The sequence below is a fragment of the Algoriphagus sp. 4150 genome (assembly GCF_031457395.1).
GTDB lineage: Bacteria > Bacteroidota > Bacteroidia > Cytophagales > Cyclobacteriaceae > Algoriphagus.
Map to the genome: position 1 here is coordinate 126044 of NZ_JAVDWS010000008.1, position 19181 is coordinate 145224.

A 19181-nucleotide genomic window follows, 5' to 3' on the forward strand; every position below is an offset into this window, starting at 1 on the left:
TTGGCCATTGGCTAAGCTATAATTAACACTCCTGCTCCTTTGTAAACATTCATTCGGGTTTTCTAATATGGTATTCATATAAAAAGTTAAAATCCGATAAGATCTGGTTAAGTACACATACTGATGTGTCAATTAATCTATCAAAATTGCCTCAAAACAATTTATCTGTAAGCCCTCCATATATATCAAACCTATTACTCCTATTAATATAAAAAGTAATAAACACCAAAATAACCCCCTTTACTATGAAACAAAATCTATCCCATCTCATCATCAGTAACTCAACAATAAGAGGTGCCACATACCTCCTATTTCTGGCGTTCCTTTTTTTTGGATCTAAAATACAATCGATTGCACAAACTGTGGCACCTCTGACTGGAATGGTCGTGTCAGCCGACGATCAGTCACCTCTGCCCGGAGTCACAGTGATGGTAAAAGGTTCATCTGTGGGAACTGTTACAGATTTAGAAGGTCTTTTCTCCCTGGCTTCGGTCAGTTCTAATGAAACACTGGTGTTTTCATTTGTAGGGTACATATCTCAGGAAGTACCCATCCAAAATCACAGCAGGATAGAAATTTCTCTTCTCCCGGATATCCAGAATCTAGAAGAGATAGTGGTGGTAGGCTATGGTACCCAGAAGAAATCTGACATTACAGGCTCCATTGCCTCCGTCAATGAGACATCTCTGAGAGATGTGCCGGTATCCAATCTCTCAGATGCCCTAAAAGGACGGGCAGCCGGACTTGACATCCAGAAAAGCGGAGGAAACAGTAAACCCGGTTCCAACCCTACCATAAGAATCCGTGGGGAACGATCCGTAAGAGCCGGAAATGACCCGCTGTTTGTGTTGGACGGTGTCCCGTTCAATGGCAGTATCAATGACATCAATCCGGATGACATTGTTTCCGTGGAAATTCTAAAAGATGCATCCTCAACAGCCATCTATGGGTCCAGAGGAGCGAATGGTGTAATTCTGATCACCACCAGACGTGGCAAAACCGGAACTCCACTCATTACATACAGCGGATATACAGGGTTCAATAAGAACCTTGGCAAATTCAATATCATGAATGGGGAACAGTTTCGAGACCTCAAAAAATGGTCCCGGATCAATGGAAGCGCACCAGGCACCTATACTGGATTAGACGATCCTTTATTCTATACTAATGGCACATTTGAACCCCAAGAAGTAGAATCAGTAGAACTGGGGCGCAGTACGGATTGGCAGGATCTGATCTATAAGACAGGTATTATCACCAACCATCAATTGGGTATTTCAGGAGGCACAGCGCAGAGCCAATACGCCATTTCAGCGGGATACTTTAATGAGACTGGAATATATCCAGGACAGGGCTTCGAACGCTTTTCGCTGAAGATGAGTGCGGATCAGACCATCGGAAAAAGAATCAAAGTAGGAGTAAGTTCACTGAACAGTTTTACCTCACGGATAGGAGAAGGTGCAAATCCAATGGGCCAGGTGCTACGTGCCAGTCCACTAGCCACACCATATGATAATGAAGGAGAATTATGGGGATTTGTGCCTGGCAGCGCAAACCAAATATGGAACCCTTTGGCGGATTTTATAGATGGAGCGGTAGAGGAAAAAAGAAAACGGTTCGGAACCTTTACCACGCTCTATTTCGATCTGGAACTTGCAGAAGGGCTGAAATACCGGTTCAATGGCGGAGCTGAAATTAGGGCAGACAGGTATGGGAATTTCTATGCCAGCGCCACTTCCTACAATCTGGGCGGACTATCCAGATCCTCAAACCGTAGTAGCTTCAGCACCAATTTCACACTGGAAAATCTGCTGACTTATGACAAGACCATATCGGAAAAACACCGGATAAACTTCACCGGACTGTACAGCCTTCAGGAATCCTTGTCGGAATCAAACCAATTTGACAACAATGATATACTTGCTGATGTGCTGGAATATTATAACCCTAGATTTGGTGCTAATCTGGTAGGCTCTGGCAACTATCAGAAATGGTCCATTCTTTCCTATATGGGACGGCTGAATTATAGCTTCAAGGACAAGTACCTCCTTACTCTAACCGTGAGAACGGACGGTTCGTCTAGGCTTGCTCCTTCAAAAAAATACCAGACTTTCCCATCGGTCGCTGCTGCCTGGAACATCACAGACGAAGCTTTCCTGAACAATTCCAACACAATCACCAACCTGAAGCTGCGGGCAAGCTATGGCACTGTGGGCAACGCCGCCGTGCCGGCCTATGCCACGCTTGGACAACTCTCGCCTTTAGTCTATAACTTCGGAGACTCGAAGGTGACAGGAATCTATCCTACCCATGCACCCAATCCAAACCTGGAGTGGGAATACACCGTCACCTTGAATATTGGTTTGGACTTTGGAATTCTCAGAAACAGAATTGAAGGATCAATCGAAGTGTATAGGCAATTTACGGACAAACTGCTCCTTCCACAGAACCTTCCCCCTACTTCAGGAATCCCCAACGCCATTCTTACCAATGTAGGAAAAACTGAAAACAAGGGCCTAGAAGTTCAGATCAGCACGGTGAATCTTCCTGATAAAGGCAGAAACAGTTTTAGCTGGACCTCAAATATCAACCTATTTCTCAATCGTGGTAAAATCACCCAGCTGGCTGAGGGTGTGACCATGGACATCGGCAACAACTGGTTTGTCGGACAACCAATATCTACCATCTACGATTACAAAAAACTCGGGATATGGCAGAATACAGCCGCCGATTCGGCCATGGCAAAAGACCTGGGACTTTCCATTACAGGAACGGGGTCAGTGATCGGGACCATCCGTGTCGCTGATTTGGGTGGACGAAGTGCCGACGGCAGATTGGAATCGGTACCAGACGGAAAGATTGATGGTGATGACCGCACCATTTTGGGTTCAATGCAGCCGGATTTCCAAGGTGGCATCACAAATAGATTTGCCTATAGGGGGTTTGATTTTACCATAGTTGCCTTTGGAAGGGTTGGAGGGCTTATTAGAAGCCAACTGCACGCCGCAGGGTTTGCCAATACCTATCAAGGAAACTATAACAATCTGGTTACGGACTATTGGACCCCCGACAACAACCAGAATTATTATCCAAAACCCAATTCAGCTGCTACCAATACCCCATACCGTTCCACACTTGGATACTTTGACGGGAGCTATCTCAAAATAAGAAGCCTGAGCATGGGTTATACTCTCTCTCCGACATTGGCAAGTAGGATAGGAACCAAGGCCATACGGCTGTACGGTACCGTCAACGATGCGTTTATTCTATTTTCTGAGTACCGCAACAAGTACAACGGGATAGACCCTGAATCATCCGGAAATCTAAACGTGGACACACCGGCTATGTATTCGGTCATATTCGGAGTAAACGTCACCTTATAATAACTCAACCCAAAAAATTCTAACAATGAGAATAATATCAATCAAATCAATTGCCTATCTAATGATTCTAAGCTTTCTTTTAAGCTGCGATGATAGGTTAATAGAGGAGCCAAAATCTATCCTAACCCCCGGGTTTTTCAGTACTACCCAAGGTTTTCAGTCGGGATTGGATGCAGCATATGCCGGAAACAGGATGTTCTGGGGAAATCAGGATCTGTTTACCATCACTGTAATTGGGACGGATGAGTTTTATACCGGACAGGACGGCAACAACAACATCAACAAATACAACAGCAACTATACTCCATCGAATGGGCAGATCACGGCTATCTGGAGAAACGCATACACCTATATCAATACCTGCAACGGATTGATAGACAACGCCCCGGATGTAACGGGGATCAGTGAGGACACAAAAACCAAAATGGTAGCAGAAGCCAAGTTTCTAAGGGCAAACTATTACTTTGTACTTGTACAATTCTATGGAGATATCACTATAAACAGGAATTTCCAGAACGAGCCAACTACCTCCGCTGTACGGAGTCCCATGTCTGAAGCCTATGAACTTATCATAGAAGACCTCCGGGAAGCAGTAGCCGTTCTTCCGGAAAGTCCCTCCACAGGGGGAGTATTGCGGGGAAAAGCGACGAAAGCGGCAGCGATGCATTTGCTGGCCAAAGTCCATTTAACCCGTGCAGGATCCATTGCTGCACAAGCTAGTGATTACCAGAACGCTTATCTGATAGCCACTGATTTGATCAATAACCTCGCACCGGCCAATGGATTAGGGCTACTTGAAGATTTCGGAAAGGTATTTGAAGAGGGAAATGAATACAACAAGGAGGTACTCTGGACCGTCGAGCATACTTCTGATCTGGCCTACAATGGTCCAAACAACAGCGGTGGGGCTGACAATGTACTGAATCATATGTGGGTACCACAATATGAACAATTCCCCGGGATGAAACGGAATACGGAATATGGCCGTCCCTATATCCGGTGTGTACCTACCAATTGGATGACTGAAACAGCCTTTGCTGAAAGGGTAAACGACAGCAGATACAGCAAAACCTTTCAGACGGTCTGGTACAGCAACAACGAAAGCTCTATCCCGGTATGGCCCAATCCGCTACCGAAGGGAGCGCCGGCAGATGCCCAACCCGGAGCCAAAAAATTTGCATTGGGAGATACAGCGATTTATATGCCTGGATATGATGTCACTAATGAGGAAATCGCAGCCTCCCGTTATTTGTTAATCCCTCCAAGGAATTACACGATTCGTCTATCTCCTGCCATGTTCAAATACTTTGACACGAAACGGGCGGACTTAAACTACCCATCCATTCGTCCGGTAATAGTTTATCGATTGGCAGAAACTTACCTAATAGCAGCAGAAGCGTTGTTTATGGACGAAAAAGTCGCGGAAGCCCTACCATATATCAATGCAGTGAGAGAAAGGGCTGCGTTTCCAAATGGAGACATTCAAGCTACTTTAATCCAAGCCTCAGACCTTTCCTTAGACTTTATCCTCGATGAGCGCTCACGGGAACTATGTGGTGAAAATATGAGGTGGTGGGACTTGGTACGGACAGGAAAATTGGAAGAACGGGTAAAGCTCCACAATGCTGAAGCTGCTCCAAACATAGAAGTTCCCCGACATCTTCTCCGCCCCATTCCACAGGCTCAGATTGATGCCGTGATCACAGGCTCTCCCTATCCACAAAATCCAGGGTGGTAAGCAAAAATCTACTAATTATATACATAAAAAAGGTTCGGGAGTTTTCCCGAACCTTTTTTATGTATTGACCAGAAATCAAAAATACCGAGTACAGATTATATTCTTGGTTTACTCCAACACCAGATCCTATGAACCGAAGATCAAACTAAAACCTGCCTATTGAAAAATCCGATTATACTAATCTGAAACAAGACAGGTCTAGGGAAACTTTTTAAATAACTAACTAATATAAAAAAATGCAGATGAAGCAAAATCAGCTGCATTTTTATAGTCACTATATACAATTCAATTAATATATGTACTCATATTCTTCCCAGATAGCAAAACAAAGGATCGTCAACAGTTGAAAACTAGTTACCGCAGCGTCAATATCCTGCTTTTATCGATGTGAAAATCGAACCTCCCCTAACACGGATAATTACATTAAATACTATAAGAATAGTTTATTTAAATCCCTTACGCTGATTTATATCTGATAATTTTTTAGGAGAATTACCCCAAAAATCCCGATAGTAATGAATGTTATCAATCGTAATAGCTGAAGAATTCCTGGACTTTATCAGATTCTCACTATCCCGCGACCAAACGGCTGAACTATTCAGGATTTCGGCCCCCACCACATCATCCAGATACAAGGCAGGACGATTGTCCCTATTCTCATAATTGAAAGTGCATCCAATTATACGGAGTCCTTTCACGTGTCGGGCCCAAAGACCATAGGAAGGCAGTACCTTGAGATTGGACACGTTATATTGTCCTACACCAAGCTCTGCTGGTATATTTTCCGAATCAGACGCAGGATTTCCACCCTTTACCAATACATGCACATCATCAAACACGATATTCTCTATATACCCGGTATGTTTTCCATTGGGTAACGTAAAATCGAGTCCACCCTCTACTACATTGGTATTGGGCAATTTGTATCCTGCAAGTATGGGAGTTGCCCTATTCTGATTGCCATCATAAGCCTTCCAGCGAACCTTACTATGCGAACTCCCACCATACACCTCACTGATATCCACACCGTTGATGAGTATATTTTCTACTTTTCCGATATTCACATTTTTTATCAACAATTCGTCATGCTCCGTTCCGTTCTCGTCAAACTTATACCTACCGGCCTCAGCCCCAAGAATTCTGGCCCGGTTGGAAATAGAAATAAAAAAAGGTGACCTGGCACGGAGCATTTTGGATCTGGAGTGGATTGTCCCAGTGTGGCCGCAGTTTAGGTGAATATCCTTTACTTGCGCCCCATCATTGGTCGAAATGGAAAAACCGGCCTTATTTGCCCCCAGCACATACATATTATCTACATGGACATCCTGGATGTCATCGGCGGTTTCAGACCCGATCTGAAAAAGGTTGCAATTCGTATCCCCTATCAGATTTCTGACCAGATAGCCACTCACAGGTCTGGTGAATCCCAAGGAGCAATCTGACCCAAGCTTTACCACATCATCAGAACTCACTTTAGAGTAAATGTTAGTAGCAACCACATCATTACAGGCCATAAAATCATAAATATCACGTACGTTACTGGTGTTGTGTCTCGCAAAGTAGGTGTTGTGTACATAAAGATGATCCGATCCTGTGGCCAAAAGAACAAAATGACCTCCTTGGTCAATATCCAGCATATTCTCAGTATTGAAGTCTTTTTCCCCGTCCTTTCCGATATAATATGGCTCATCGCTATCCTCATCATACCACACATCTTCCTGCCTATAGACTCCGCCAATCTCGATATGGGTACATAGTTTAAAGGTGAACATTTTATCCGCGCGGTTATCGGGGGTGTTGTTCATGACTCGGTCACTTGTCACCAGATTACCATTCCCTGTGATCCTACCGTTTCCGATAACTTTCACATTGTCCAAGCGCTCTCCAAAAAACATCGTGTTTTGGAAATAGGTGTGTCCCACATCTTGCTTGGTTAGGTAGTTTTCAGGATCTAGATAAGGTCCAAGATCAGTCGGTGAAAGACCTGAACGGTATTTCTTGTCGCTAAACCATGTCATTTCGGGTGCATCTGCACCTTTCAAAGCCATGATAGTGGCTCCTTTTTCCAGATATAACCAAACATTACTTTTCATTTGCACAGTCCGTACATGATACTCTCCGGGACTTATCAATAGTGTCCCTCCTCCCAACTTAGCCAGATAGGTGATCGCTTCATTGATTTTGTCGGTATCATCCCCCGCTCCTTTCCCAGTGACGCCAAACTCCTTGATATCTTTTTTTCCTGAAAAGAATGAAACTGGATTGGAAAGGCCTTTTTTGGGCCCACTTTTCACAGAAAGTCTAAAAAGATGAAGTTTTTGTGGAGACAAGCCACTTATTTTTCCTGTTCCTTTTTGGAGATCCAGGATTGCTTGGGCCGGCTTCCAGCTGCTTCCATTATCCTCTGAGTGCAGCAGTTCTACTTCCTTCCCAGTGTCTCGGCTACTCCAGTGGAAGTCCACATCCGAATACAATCCCTCTATCTCATGATAGGGAATGCCTACCTGTAAAACCCTCTTGAAGTCTGTAACTGTATTCACGGCCTTAATCCAGGTCGTTTCACCCAGGGTTCCCGCACTGTTCAACCTTTCAGGTTCCCTAGTGCTATAATATGAGCTGAATTGGTATTCCCCAGCATTTTGCAGCTTCACATCCGCAACGGTAAGCTTCAGATCAAATCCGTTCAATGGTCTGAGGTCAAGATTTTTGAAAGTCACTTTCATACCTTCTGCAACAGTACCGGATACAACTACCTCGCCTACTTTATCATAGCTGTATCTGCTACCTACTTTCCCGATGGATTGGCTCTTCAGATCCTTCAATTTCACATCTCCACGCCCAATCACATTGACGGAAGTGTTTTCCATGGTAACTTCAACACCTCTAGGGAAATCAATGGAGACAGAAGCACCGGAGCTACGCTGACCGGCAGTGAAATATAGTACCAAATCCCCAAGTATATCCACGGTCATTTCTTCTCTTTCTGTCCAGAGCCTTCCACCCAATGCTCTTCGTTCAAATACGAGTTCATACGACTGGAGGATCTCATCTTTGAACACAACTTGAACGTGATCTCCCTCATCCAGTAGCCCTGATTTCTTTTCTACCCCATCAATTCCCGCTACTCGGTATTTCCTCCCAGCAGGAGCGCTCTTGAGCTGTTGCAAAAGCTGCTCCACAGTAGGTTTTGTTGAGATCAGCCCTTCACCTTCTGGCGTGTCAACGGAATACAAGTAAGTACTTCCATTTACCAATATCAATTGGGTATCGGTAACACGAACAATATGAGGGGCTTCATTCCGTGCCAATAGCCCAGTACTATTACTTGATTCTTTGGACGGTTCCAGGGATGTCAGACTCATGCACATAAGTGCCAGTGAGGTAAATAATGGGATACTTCTTATCATGATTTTTTCAGATTAGCCGGCTAAAGGTTCTAAGGGTACCAAAGACCCTTAATTTGGGCTATGTTACTTTATTAGTGAGAGTTAAGTCATTTTTTATTTGGTGCGCTATCAGGAAAGTCTATCAGTACTTGATTAGGCTTTTACCTATCTGTTCGTCCATATTGTTTTTTTTCAATTTGATATTCTTTCCTTCAGTGGCTTGGACAAAGCTATCTGCAGAGCCATCCACTCTGTTGTTTGCAATTTTTACATTTTTTACATTTGTCAGTCGGATGATAGACTCTGCACCCGTTGTCTCAGGAATAGTCCAGTCATTGACTTCCAGATCTATGCAGTCCTCACAGACCAAAGCGGGTCTCAGATCATTTTCATCCAGTACGAAAGCCACATTTTTCAATTTTAGTCCCTTGACATGACGTGCCCATACTCCATATGCCGGGATTTTTGGGCCGAAAGTTTTTATTTCCGGGTATTGATCCACCGCCTCCGGAACTTCTGCATGGGCATCCGAATGGCTACCTCCTCCGGCCAGATCGATTTCAATATTTTCCAAAGTCAGCCCCGAGATATAATGACCGGATACTCCGGTGATCAGTATTCCTGAAGGAGGAGTCAGCTGTGCTTCTGAGGCAGCTTTAGCTTTGATATTCTTGATGAGTACATTTTCAAAGGTTCCTGTAACCTGTTGTTCATCCGAGTCCTTTCTAAACACACTCAATCTGGACCCCAGACGAAAAAGCATAGGAGTCCGGACATTATCCATCGTTACATCGGATATGACCACATTTTTCAAATGCGCCCCATCTACAGTGAGTAGCTTGATACCTCCGTTGCGGGTATCATAGATATGGCAATCCCAAATATGGATGTTCTCAAAGTTTGCCATGGATTCGGTGCCCATTTTAATTCCTGCCTGATTACTTTTCAGCCGCATTCTACTGACCTCAATGTCCTTACAGGCCATTTTGCTCGAGGTGGTCTTAAAAACCAGTGCATCGTCACCACTATCGATATCACAATTGCTGATTCTTACATTTTGACACCCATCAATACCAATCCCATCATTATGAGCCACTCCGCGGCTGATGATACGGACATTCTCGATGGTGATATCCCTACTTTGGAAATAGTGGGATGTCCATGCTCCCGCATAAAGAAGTGAGACACCCGTAATGTTCACCCCCTCGCATCGGACTATTCTGAGCAAAAAAGGCCTCCTTCCCCATCTTTCGCCTTCCGGCCTCCGATCTGTCTGTATATGCCGCTCTTTGAGTGCGGCCCCCTGCCCATCAATAGCTCCCTGTCCTGCGATTCCAATATTTTTGGCGCCCACCGCTACCACAAGCGCCCATCCCACATCTATTCCGAGTCCTTCGGTGAATAGGTCTACATTTTTATAGTCTTCCAAATCCGTACTCCCCAATAATACTGCTCCTTTCTCCAAATAAAGAGTCACATTATCCTTTAGTTCCACTGTACCGGTCAAAAACCTTCCCTCCGGCACCAATACGCTGCCACCGCCATTGGCATGGCACTCATCTATTGTACGCTGGATAGCCTCTGTATTGAGGGTAATACCATCCCCTTTTGCACCGTAATCCAGGATTTTATAGATTTTCCCACTTGCCCAGGAAGCAGAGAAACAGATTAATTGGATGACGCATCCGAGCGCCAGTATTCGATTGATCATTTTGAAATTTTTGAGATATGACATGACTTACTTTTTGGGTCTGAATAGGATCATAGGTTTGATTTTTATTGAGTTTTGACAAACATGGCTATCGCCCTCTCCGAGATCTATTGTCAGGAACTAGGTTTGATTCAGCGATCCCTCTTCCATGATCATGGAAGCCGCATTCATAGGGTCATCTTTGGCCATAGTGGCAACAAATTCTCCTGAGGGCAAAAAATTGAGCGGAATATCTACCGGTCTGGGTTGGGCCCCGTTCATTATGGCCAAAAACCAAACTTCGTTTTTCCGTCTGGCATATGAGGTAATTTCGGAAGGATCCAGTACAATTGTCTCGTCCCAGTATGACGGAATCTGACGGATAATTTCCACTGCTGGATTGTCGAGCAATTGCGCAGGATTTGCCGCATAGGTGAGCAATGGTGTGTACATGATTGAGGCACTGGCGATCTGATGCGTCCAGGTCGTATTTTTTCGACATTCTCCAAAATGAACTGGGGTATATTCTGCATGCCCTGCCAAAAAGCGCGTAAAAGGCACTGTCGTATTATGTGTAGCGCAGTCTTCCAATTTACTTGCCTCCATGCCACGGATTGCCTCTCTCGTCAATTCATTTGGCCAGGTTCTAGCTTCTTTTGCTAAAAAATGAGCGCCCATCCACTCATATCGCTCCTCGCCTGAGTATTTCTCTATTCCGGTGATCTCTACATTATCTGTTACCGATACTGAGTCCATAGAGAATTCAATCTCTGAAGTCTCGATTAAAGAGGAATCCCTGAAAAGTGTTGAGTATACCAATTGTCCTCCCACAACAGAAAGTTCAAAGCTAACTTCCTCATCAGTACTATAAATCACCGTGTGATCTATTCCCTGATTACATCCTGCAAGTATGCAGATTCCAACTATTGCTATAAAATGGATTGATTTTAGCATGTTTATAAACTCATGGTTGCGTGTCCAAAAAGGCATGTGAAACAGGGCCAAAAGGAGAAATTCATAGCGGTGTTTCATCTGTTTATATTTTGATTTTTAATGGTCATAACCTGTCCCGTGACGAAGGAAACGGGATGGAATCTCGCACGGTGAATAATCATCCCTCTGTGTGTCGCCTGTATCATGCTCGATTTCATGAAGGTTCATCCACAACTTATTTACACAGACAATGAAAGTCCAACTAGCAATGCAAGCCTCCCGACAGAAAACTTGGTGACAAAGCAAATTTAGCCAATCGAAACAGGGTAGGTTTCTTTCCTATTGACCGACCATTATCTGATTTTAACCAATTGGACATAGTTCAATTAATATTCACCCCGAATTAGATAAATAATTATCAATTAGGATAATATAGCTTTTCAATTAAGGAAAACTAAACTAGAAAGAGAGGCGAACAATAGCACTTCGAATCGATTTTCGATATAGTGAAACCACAAAAAAACAGCCCGTTTTAGCGCTTAGTTAAAGCTCCCACAGCAAGTAAAGTCAAGCTTTACAAAACTAGTTGCCGGATCGCAGCCGTAGTTCTAACTGTGCCTCGAAAAGGGATTTAGGAAATACTTCTTCTCCCCTAGACTGATCTATACCTACATTCTCAAAGGTAATCGTCCGGTTTGCCCGAAATCCTACAAAAATGGGGTCGGCAATGGTATAATTCCGCCTCTTCTCAACTGACCAAAAATCATAGTGGAAATCCCTATCAGATCGGTAGTTGAAATTCCAGAACACCAAGTACTTCCCATGGTGAGGCAGTCCGGGTAATGGACCTCCCAGATTGTAAAACACCCCTCCATCAATCGCATCAAACAATGTCGCATAAGGCTGACCCGAATGACTGTCGATGATCTGATCTTCCCCCAGTTTACATTGCGTCACCACTGTCCCAACACCTCCGTACCCCGTCCCCGGTCCATGATGATGCGCCCCGTTAAAATCACAGTCTTTAATCAAGACCCCATACCCAGATCTTGCATGAATGGAAGTGTGCCCTTTCTTTCCATAAAAATTCAAGCCTGTAAGACTCAGCTGATATCCATTTCGGATATTGATCACTTCATTTAAATTAGTGAAAGCACAGTTACGTATCCAACTGTTTTTCGCATTCCCCATATGAATGGCCACCCATCCCCCATCATGAATCCCATCTTTGTGATGGACAAATTCTTCGGGATAACTGTCCCAGCTTCCGCTGAACAGAATATCTTCTATTCCACACTCTTCTATACTATTGTAGCTGTTAAGTTCGAAATCATATCCTTCAACCGGGATCACATCAATATGAAGCGGATTTTTGAATCTGACAGTTGTACCATTGATTTCTTCTATGGTATGGATTTCTTTGATCTGCATCCCCCCAGTAGATCCGAAGAGTCTATCCCATGCAGCAGAAAGCTCCCTCGGAGCAAAATAATTCTTTGTATATTCTTCACTCTTGTGAGTGAGTATTACATCTTGACCGACCCTAAGTTTTGAAGCATCCACGACTTCTATTATAAAAGATTCCCGCTGAACTGTACCATTTGCAACTGCCAATTTTTCCGTTTTGTTCTCCTTCGGCTCAAATCTAAACTGCCGGGATCCAATTCTCATATTTACCTGGTGAATCTCCGTTCCGCCAACGCCACTTCCACTTCCCTTAAGTAGTATATTGCTTTGATTGATAAGAAAATAACTATCCCTATCTTCATCCGGAGCGATGAGAAATTTGCCGGGTGGGAAAAATACGATTCCACCGTCCTTGGTTGCCAACGCCGCTGAAATCGCCTTCTTGATAGCTACATCATCGAACTCAGCATCGTCAGGCACTGCTCCATAGTCAGTCACATCGAACACAGCTCTCTCCGATAGCGACGGAATTTCCTTTTCTGAAAAATGGTAGCCAGCATAGGAAAAATCGGGCAACGTAGCCGACCCTGAACCAAAACGTCGGAGTTCCTCATACTCAGTCCATAATGGAGGGATGTTTTGGGAAAATACATTTCCGGTCAGTATAAATAACATCAAAAAAACTAGATTGCTTTTCATTTCGCTGAATTTCACATTGTGTAGAAACTATAGGTCAAACCCAAATCTGACCAATGATTCATCTTCAGAAAGTAGAAGAGATCGGGTTCAACTGACAAGATAGATACTCTTCCGGATTCATAGATTACCCGAATTATCCAAAGACTAAGCAATATTAACTTTGTGAACAACTCTACCTTCTTTCTAAATTTTGACATTCAGGCTGTCTCAAAAAAGAAATTTTTCAGCTTCAGTAAGCTCATTTAATACATGTTCAAACCGACCGTATTTCCCCGTCTGAGTGGAAGAAAGGGATAAAAAAGGGAAATAGGGATCAGTCAGAAAACTTGGGGGAATTGACTGGATCTATTTTCTTTGCTGAAAAAAGGATTGGAAGAAAAGGATTACCTCAGCTTACTTTTGCCTCAGGGCCTGCTTGAATTTTTCAAGGTCACTTCAGCAGGACTCAAGGACAATGCTTACCACATTTATCTGGAAGAGCTGAATATTCATCCCGGGCATCTTCAGGGATCAAAACTCACCTCAAAGGGTTTTTATGATGAGGTGAGTATTCAGGACTTCCCGTTACGTGGCAAAGCCTGTTTTCTTAACATAAAAAGAAGAAAGTGGCTCAATGAAGAGACAGGGAAGAATGTAAGCAGGGATTGGAGTTTGGTAGCAAACGGCACGCGGATGACAGAGGAATTCGCGCTTTTTTTAAAAAGGAACGACTGGATTCATCGCCGGTAAGCTGTAAAAGCCTGGCGGAGAACTTTCATGTAAACGGGAAAAACCTGGAGCATCAATACGTTTTCCATCTGAGCGACTTCCTGGACTGGCCGCAACGCCCCCATGCCAAAGACTGGATTCTCTTTCCCGAAAACCTGGGGACACATCTCAGCATTGATGAAACAGCCCTTTCCCAGGGAGAGCTGTATACCATCCTGACCAATAAAACAGCCAAAGGAAAGAAGGGTGCTCTGGTGGCTATGATAAAAGGAACTGACAGTGAAACAGTGAATGATGTTCTCAGGCAGTTGCCTGAGAACAAAAGGAAGAAGGTAGAGGAAGTGACGCTGGATATGGCCGCCGGCATGGAAAAGATCGTACGCCGTAGTTTTCCCAAAGCCCAATTGGTCACTGACCGCTTTCATGTCCAGAAACTGGTCTATGACGCAGTCCAGGAGATGAGAATCGCCCACAGATGGGAGGCTATTGAGCAGGAGAACAAAGAGATGGAGCTCAGCAGAGAGTGTAAAAAAACATTTGTCCCACACAAGCTCGAAAATGGCGATACCGAAAAACAACTGTTGGCCAGAAGCAGATACCTGCTTTTCAAAGGAGAAGACAAATGGACGGTGTCCCAGGCACACCGGGCCGAGATTCTCTTCCGGCGCTACCCTGATCTGGAAAAAGCCTACAAACTTTCCAGGTCTCTGGCCCGAATCTATCAGACAGGCAAAATCAAAGGAGTGGCCTTCACCAAGCTGGCACATTGGTACAATGAAGTGGAAGAAGCAGGCTTCAAATCATTCAATACGGTGTCCAGAACCATACAGAATCACTACACTTCCATTCTTAACTTCTTTGAAAACAGGAGTACAAATGCATCAGCAGAATCATTCAATGCAAAAATCAAAGCATTCAGGGCTCAGTTCAGAGGAGTCACCAACATTGAATTCTTCCTGTTCAGACTATCCAATATCTATGCTTAAAAAGAACTTGCTCCCCAGATATTCCGACTGATCCGGAAATAGGAGTTATAAAATATCTGTAAAGCTTTCATATACTATCTTGGGGAACTTGTTGTCAACTCGTTATCTAGAAGTTAAAGCAGCAAAAATCATAATGAATCTAAAACCAAAAAAGCCTTCCCGAGGGAAGGCTTTCAATAAAATAAGACAGTGCAACCTTATTTTACTCTTTCAACTACAGCTTTAAATGCTTCTGGGTGATTCATGGCCAGATCTGCCAAAACCTTACGGTTAAGTTCGATCTCACCTTTCTTCAATAATCCCATCAATTGAGAATAGGATACGCCGTGCTGTCTTGCACCTGCGTTGATACGCTGAATCCACAAAGCTCTGAATTCTCTTTTCTTCGCTTTACGGTCTCTGTACGCATACTGAAGACCTTTCTCATACTTGTTTTTGGCTACTGTCCATACGTTGCTACCTCTTCCGAAGTAACCTTTTGTGGCTTTTAGCACTTTTTTCCTTCTTGCTCTGGACGCTACGGCGTTTACCGATCTAGGCATAGTGTTTTGTTTTTTGACGCATGGTGTCCTGAATTATCGGGATCTTGTAAACCAATGTGCCTGGTGAATAAATAAACCTTAATTAATTGATTTTTAAGCTACTGAAGAAAATCAGATTCTCAACATAGCTCTTACTCTACCTTCGTCAGATTCGTGTACTAGACCTGTTTTGGTCAAGTTTCTCTTTCTCTTGGTAGCTTTTTTGGTCAGGATGTGGCTTTTGAAAGCGTGTTTCCTTTTGATTTTACCGGTTCCTGTCAAAGCGAACCGCTTCTTTGCACTGGATTTGGTTTTTACCTTTGGCATTTTGCTGTATTTATATTAGTTGAAATTTATTTCTTTCCTGCTTTCGGAGCGATAAAGATGTTCATTCTCTTTCCTTCCATTTTCGGAAGCTGCTCCACTGCACCGTATTCTGCGAGTGCCTGGGCAAACTTCAGAAGCAACATCTCTCCTCTTTCTTTAAAGACAATGCTACGACCCACGAAATGTACGTAAGCCTTTACTTTTGCGCCTTCCTTCAAGAAGTTGATTGCATGCTTCAATTTGAAATTGTAATCATGATCATCGGTGTTAGGTCCGAATCTTATTTCTTTCAAAACAATCTTCGCCGCATTGGACTTGATCTCCTTTTGCTTCTTTTTCTGCTCGTACTTAAACTTCGCATAGTCAAGAATTTTACAAACGGGAGGATCAACATTGGGAGAAATCTCTACAAGGTCCAGGTCATTTTCCTGAGCGAGTTTGATGGCTTTGTCTGTAGGAAGTAATGCATTTCCACCTTCTACAAAATCACCAACCACCCGTACTTCACGAGCTCTGATTTTCTGGTTTACTTTATAAGGTTCTTCCTGTCTACCTCTATAGGGTTGTCTTTGGTTTCTCAAGTTTGCGTTGATTGTTTTTATGAAATTGGATGCAAATATCGGAATTATTTCTAATTAAGAAAAACTGAATTAAATAATACAGTACTATTCCTTACTCAATGATGCTGAAATAATGTCCTGAAAATAATTTATAAACTCCTCCGCTGAGAAGTTGCCTAGATCTCCTTCACCATGTTTACGGACAGAAAGCTTTCGCTCTTCCTGCTCCTTTTCCCCTACTATCAGCATAAAAGGCACTTTTTTGACTTCAGAGTCACGGATTTTTCTTCCGATCTTTTCATCTCTGTTGTCAATAGAACCTGATATTCCAACCTCTTCGAGGATTGACTTTATTTCTTCAGCATATGCTACATATTTCTCCGAAATAGGCAAAATATTGATCTGCTCAGGAGAAAGCCATAGTGGGAAGTTGCCTGCACAGTGCTCGATAAGCACGGCGACGAATCGCTCCAAAGAACCGAAAGGTGCTCTGTGGATCATCACCGGTCTATGCTTCTGGTTGTCCGAACCGATATACTCCAATTCGAATCGTTCTGGTAATTGATAATCTACCTGAATAGTTCCCAACTGCCATTTTCTTCCCAATGCATCCTTCACCATAAAGTCTAGCTTAGGACCATAGAATGCCGCTTCACCAAGTTCGGTCACAGTGTCCAATCCCTTCTCGGCTGCTGCCTCGATAATCGCAGACTCTGCCTTATTCCAAGCCTCGTCCCCTCCTATGTATTTAGACGGGTTTTCGGGATCTCTCAAAGAGATTTGAGCAGTATAGTCATCAAAACCCAGCGCTTTGAACACATACAGTACCAAATCAATCACCTTGATAAATTCTTCTTTCACCTGATCCGGGCGGCAGAAAATGTGTGCGTCATCCTGAGTAAATCCCCGGACACGGGTCAACCCGTGCAATTCACCACTTTGCTCATAGCGATATACCGTACCGAACTCCGCATAGCGGATCGGCAATTCCTTATATGAGTGAGGCTTATGCTTATAGATCTCGCAGTGATGCGGACAGTTCATCGGCTTCAGCAAAAACTCCTCACCTTCATGCGGGGTAGTAATCGGCTGAAAAGAATCCTTGCCATACTTCTCATAATGACCTGATGTCTCGTACAATGCCTTGTGCCCAATATGTGGAGTGATCACCTGCTGATATCCTGCCTTGTCCTGTGCTTTTTTCAGGAAATTGACCAGACGCTCTCTTAGCAAGGTGCCCTTCGGCAACCAAAGTGGAAGACCCGCTCCTACTTTCTCAGAGAAAGTGAATAGCTCCAGTTCGCGTCCCAATTTTCTGTGATCACGTTTCTTTGCTTCTTCCAGCAAAGTCAGGTAATCAGTAAGCTCCTTGGCTTTAGGGAAAGTCACACCATAGATACGGGTAAGCATCTTACGTTTCTCATCCCCTCTCCAATAGGCTCCGGCGATGTTTGTCAGCTTCACAGCTTTGACAAAACCGGTATTGGGAATATGCGGTCCACGGCAGAGATCCACGAAATTTCCCTGCTGATAGAAGGTGATTGAACCATCTTCAAGTCCTTCTAACAGATCCAGCTTGTATTCATCGCCTTTTTCTTGGAAATAAGAAATAGCCTCTTTTTTGGAAATATCCGTACGGATGTATTCATTTTTCTCCCGGGCCAATTCGATCATTTTCTTCTCGATGGCTTCAAGTTCTGAACCATCAAGGGTCTTATCACCGAAATCCACATCGTAATAGAAACCTGTTTCGATGGGAGGTCCGATACCGAATTTGATGCCTGGATGAAGGGATTCCAATGCTTCTGCAAGTAAGTGAGCTGAGGAGTGCCAAAATGTATTTTTGCCTTCTCCGTCATTCCAGGTCAATAATTGAATGCTTGCATCTTCATTGATCGCTCTGGTAGCATCCCAAACTTGTCCATTGACTTTTGCGGCTAGAACGTTCCTTGCTAAACCCTCGCTGATACTTGCAGCAATCTGTAGTCCGGTAGTTCCTTTTTCGTACTCCTTCACGGTGCCATCCGGAAGGGTAATCTTAATAAGTTGTGACATGTGTAAAATTAGTTCTGCCCATACAAAAGGGCATAAAGATTAAGCTGCAAATATGCACAAGACGGAGGCAATCAAAAAATATATGGGAAGGAATATGAAAATGAATGCTTATTTATTCACAGTAAAGTCAATTAATACGGGTTTTCGGCAATCGCTGCCGTCGTTTGTGTCTCACAAACGACACAAGTATGATATGACAAGTACCTAAAAACTCTTTCCAAAACTTATTCCTGCAAAATAAGGATCGAAGGACCAACTTTTCCCTGCTCTTACTGGAATATTAATAATTGGCGTATAGCCAATCCTAAAAAAGAATCCACCTTCAGATTTTTGGTATCGATATCCCACTCTTAGAGGAATGAAGGCGCCAAAAACCACTTTGTCACTGAATTCAAATGTTTCCGAATCAATAGCTAAGCTTCTTCCTAAATAGGAAGTAATTCCTGTCCCCATTTCCAGATGATGATTTGACTTACCCCAAAAGGCGGAAAACTCTAAGGGAACGACAGGAAGCCATTTTGTTTTAGTGAGTGGAGGTAAATCAATTTTATCACTCCACATTGAAAAACCGGCACTGACATTCAGCTTGAGTTTTTCCTTTTGATGGATGATCCGGCTATAGTTAATTGCATATCGTCCGGAATTTCCTCCGAATTCTACATACAGTGCATTTTTTGCGGTAAATATCTCAGCTTCTGTTTGGGCATAGCCATCGATGGAAAAGGCAAAAACCAATGCTAAAGCGACAATTATCGTGGGTTTTAATAAAGTCCTACCATTTTTCATTA

The 19181-nt window shown here is 43.5% G+C and carries 13 protein-coding genes; 4 read left to right on the plus strand and 9 right to left on the minus strand.

The genetic code is table 11. From position 1 onward, the window contains the following. The first annotated feature begins 245 nt into the window (after nucleotides 1-245). Together J2X69_RS12310 and J2X69_RS12315 are read left to right on the plus strand one after the other, a co-directional pair. Entirely contained in the window at nucleotides 246-3383 is a 3138-nt protein-coding gene (locus tag J2X69_RS12310) for a TonB-dependent receptor (protein ID WP_310103662.1), read from the plus strand. Nucleotides 3384-3408: 25 nt separating this feature from the next. Beyond that, nucleotides 3409-5121 (plus strand): RagB/SusD family nutrient uptake outer membrane protein, encoded by a 1713-nt coding sequence (locus J2X69_RS12315; protein WP_310103663.1) that lies wholly within the window; start codon nucleotides 3409-3411, stop codon nucleotides 5119-5121. Between the two features lie 443 nt (nucleotides 5122-5564). Here J2X69_RS12315 and J2X69_RS12320 read toward each other — a convergent pair whose 3' ends face one another. From J2X69_RS12320 to J2X69_RS12335, 4 genes are all read right to left on the minus strand, one after another. Then, entirely contained in the window at nucleotides 5565-8528 is a 2964-nt protein-coding gene (locus J2X69_RS12320) for a hypothetical protein (protein WP_310103664.1), read from the minus strand. Between the two features lie 121 nt (nucleotides 8529-8649). Continuing rightward, the gene (locus J2X69_RS12325; RefSeq protein WP_310103665.1) at nucleotides 8650-10242 is read right to left on the minus strand and encodes a glycosyl hydrolase family 28 protein; all 1593 of its coding nucleotides are present in this window, start codon (nucleotides 10240-10242) and stop codon (nucleotides 8650-8652) included. 96 nt (nucleotides 10243-10338) lie between these two features. Beyond that, on the minus strand, nucleotides 10339-11229 hold the full coding sequence (locus J2X69_RS12330) for a glycoside hydrolase family 97 catalytic domain-containing protein (protein ID WP_310103666.1): 891 nt from the start codon (nucleotides 11227-11229) through the stop codon (nucleotides 10339-10341). A 483-nt stretch (nucleotides 11230-11712) separates the two neighbouring features. Further along, nucleotides 11713-13236: a DUF4955 domain-containing protein gene (locus tag J2X69_RS12335; protein WP_310103667.1), complete on the minus strand. Its 1524-nt coding sequence runs from the start codon at nucleotides 13234-13236 to the stop codon at nucleotides 11713-11715. 354 nt (nucleotides 13237-13590) lie between these two features. Between J2X69_RS12335 and J2X69_RS12340 the strand changes: the two genes are divergently transcribed. After that, nucleotides 13591-13965: a transposase gene (locus J2X69_RS12340; protein WP_310103669.1), complete on the plus strand. Its 375-nt coding sequence runs from the start codon at nucleotides 13591-13593 to the stop codon at nucleotides 13963-13965. Between the two features lie 44 nt (nucleotides 13966-14009). Continuing rightward, complete coding sequence (locus J2X69_RS12345) at nucleotides 14010-14930, plus strand: transposase (protein WP_310103764.1); 921 nt, start codon at nucleotides 14010-14012, stop codon at nucleotides 14928-14930. 197 nt (nucleotides 14931-15127) lie between these two features. Here J2X69_RS12345 and rplT read toward each other — a convergent pair whose 3' ends face one another. The 5 genes from rplT to J2X69_RS12370 form a co-directional block, all read right to left on the minus strand. Beyond that, nucleotides 15128-15472 carry a 50S ribosomal protein L20 gene (gene rplT, locus J2X69_RS12350; protein ID WP_310103671.1) on the minus strand — a complete coding sequence of 115 codons (345 nt, stop codon included), beginning with the start codon at nucleotides 15470-15472 and terminating at the stop codon, nucleotides 15128-15130. Between the two features lie 111 nt (nucleotides 15473-15583). Beyond that, nucleotides 15584-15778: a 50S ribosomal protein L35 gene (gene rpmI / locus J2X69_RS12355; protein ID WP_075352641.1), complete on the minus strand. Its 195-nt coding sequence runs from the start codon at nucleotides 15776-15778 to the stop codon at nucleotides 15584-15586. Between the two features lie 26 nt (nucleotides 15779-15804). Continuing rightward, on the minus strand, nucleotides 15805-16359 hold the full coding sequence (gene infC / locus J2X69_RS12360; protein WP_111611045.1) for a translation initiation factor IF-3: 555 nt from the start codon (nucleotides 16357-16359) through the stop codon (nucleotides 15805-15807). Between the two features lie 84 nt (nucleotides 16360-16443). Beyond that, nucleotides 16444-18393, minus strand: a complete 1950-nt coding sequence (gene thrS / locus J2X69_RS12365) for a threonine--tRNA ligase (RefSeq protein WP_310103674.1) — start codon at nucleotides 18391-18393, stop codon at nucleotides 16444-16446. 204 nt (nucleotides 18394-18597) lie between these two features. Then, nucleotides 18598-19179 (minus strand): hypothetical protein, encoded by a 582-nt coding sequence (locus J2X69_RS12370; RefSeq protein WP_310103676.1) that lies wholly within the window; start codon nucleotides 19177-19179, stop codon nucleotides 18598-18600. Between the last annotated feature and the right edge of the window lie 2 nt (nucleotides 19180-19181).

Coding starts and splice junctions, on each gene's coding strand:
- J2X69_RS12310 (WP_310103662.1), top strand. CDS start 246: ATGAAACAAAATCTATCCCATCTCATCATCAGTAACTCAACAATAAGA.
- J2X69_RS12315 (WP_310103663.1), top strand. CDS start 3,409: ATGAGAATAATATCAATCAAATCAATTGCCTATCTAATGATTCTAAGC.
- J2X69_RS12320 (WP_310103664.1), bottom strand. CDS start 8,528: ATGATAAGAAGTATCCCATTATTTACCTCACTGGCACTTATGTGCATG.
- J2X69_RS12325 (WP_310103665.1), bottom strand. CDS start 10,242: ATGTCATATCTCAAAAATTTCAAAATGATCAATCGAATACTGGCGCTC.
- J2X69_RS12330 (WP_310103666.1), bottom strand. CDS start 11,229: ATGAAACACCGCTATGAATTTCTCCTTTTGGCCCTGTTTCACATGCCT.
- J2X69_RS12335 (WP_310103667.1), bottom strand. CDS start 13,236: ATGAAAAGCAATCTAGTTTTTTTGATGTTATTTATACTGACCGGAAAT.
- rplT (WP_310103671.1), bottom strand. CDS start 15,472: ATGCCTAGATCGGTAAACGCCGTAGCGTCCAGAGCAAGAAGGAAAAAA.
- rpmI (WP_075352641.1), bottom strand. CDS start 15,778: ATGCCAAAGGTAAAAACCAAATCCAGTGCAAAGAAGCGGTTCGCTTTG.
- thrS (WP_310103674.1), bottom strand. CDS start 18,393: ATGTCACAACTTATTAAGATTACCCTTCCGGATGGCACCGTGAAGGAG.
- J2X69_RS12370 (WP_310103676.1), bottom strand. CDS start 19,179: ATGAAAAATGGTAGGACTTTATTAAAACCCACGATAATTGTCGCTTTA.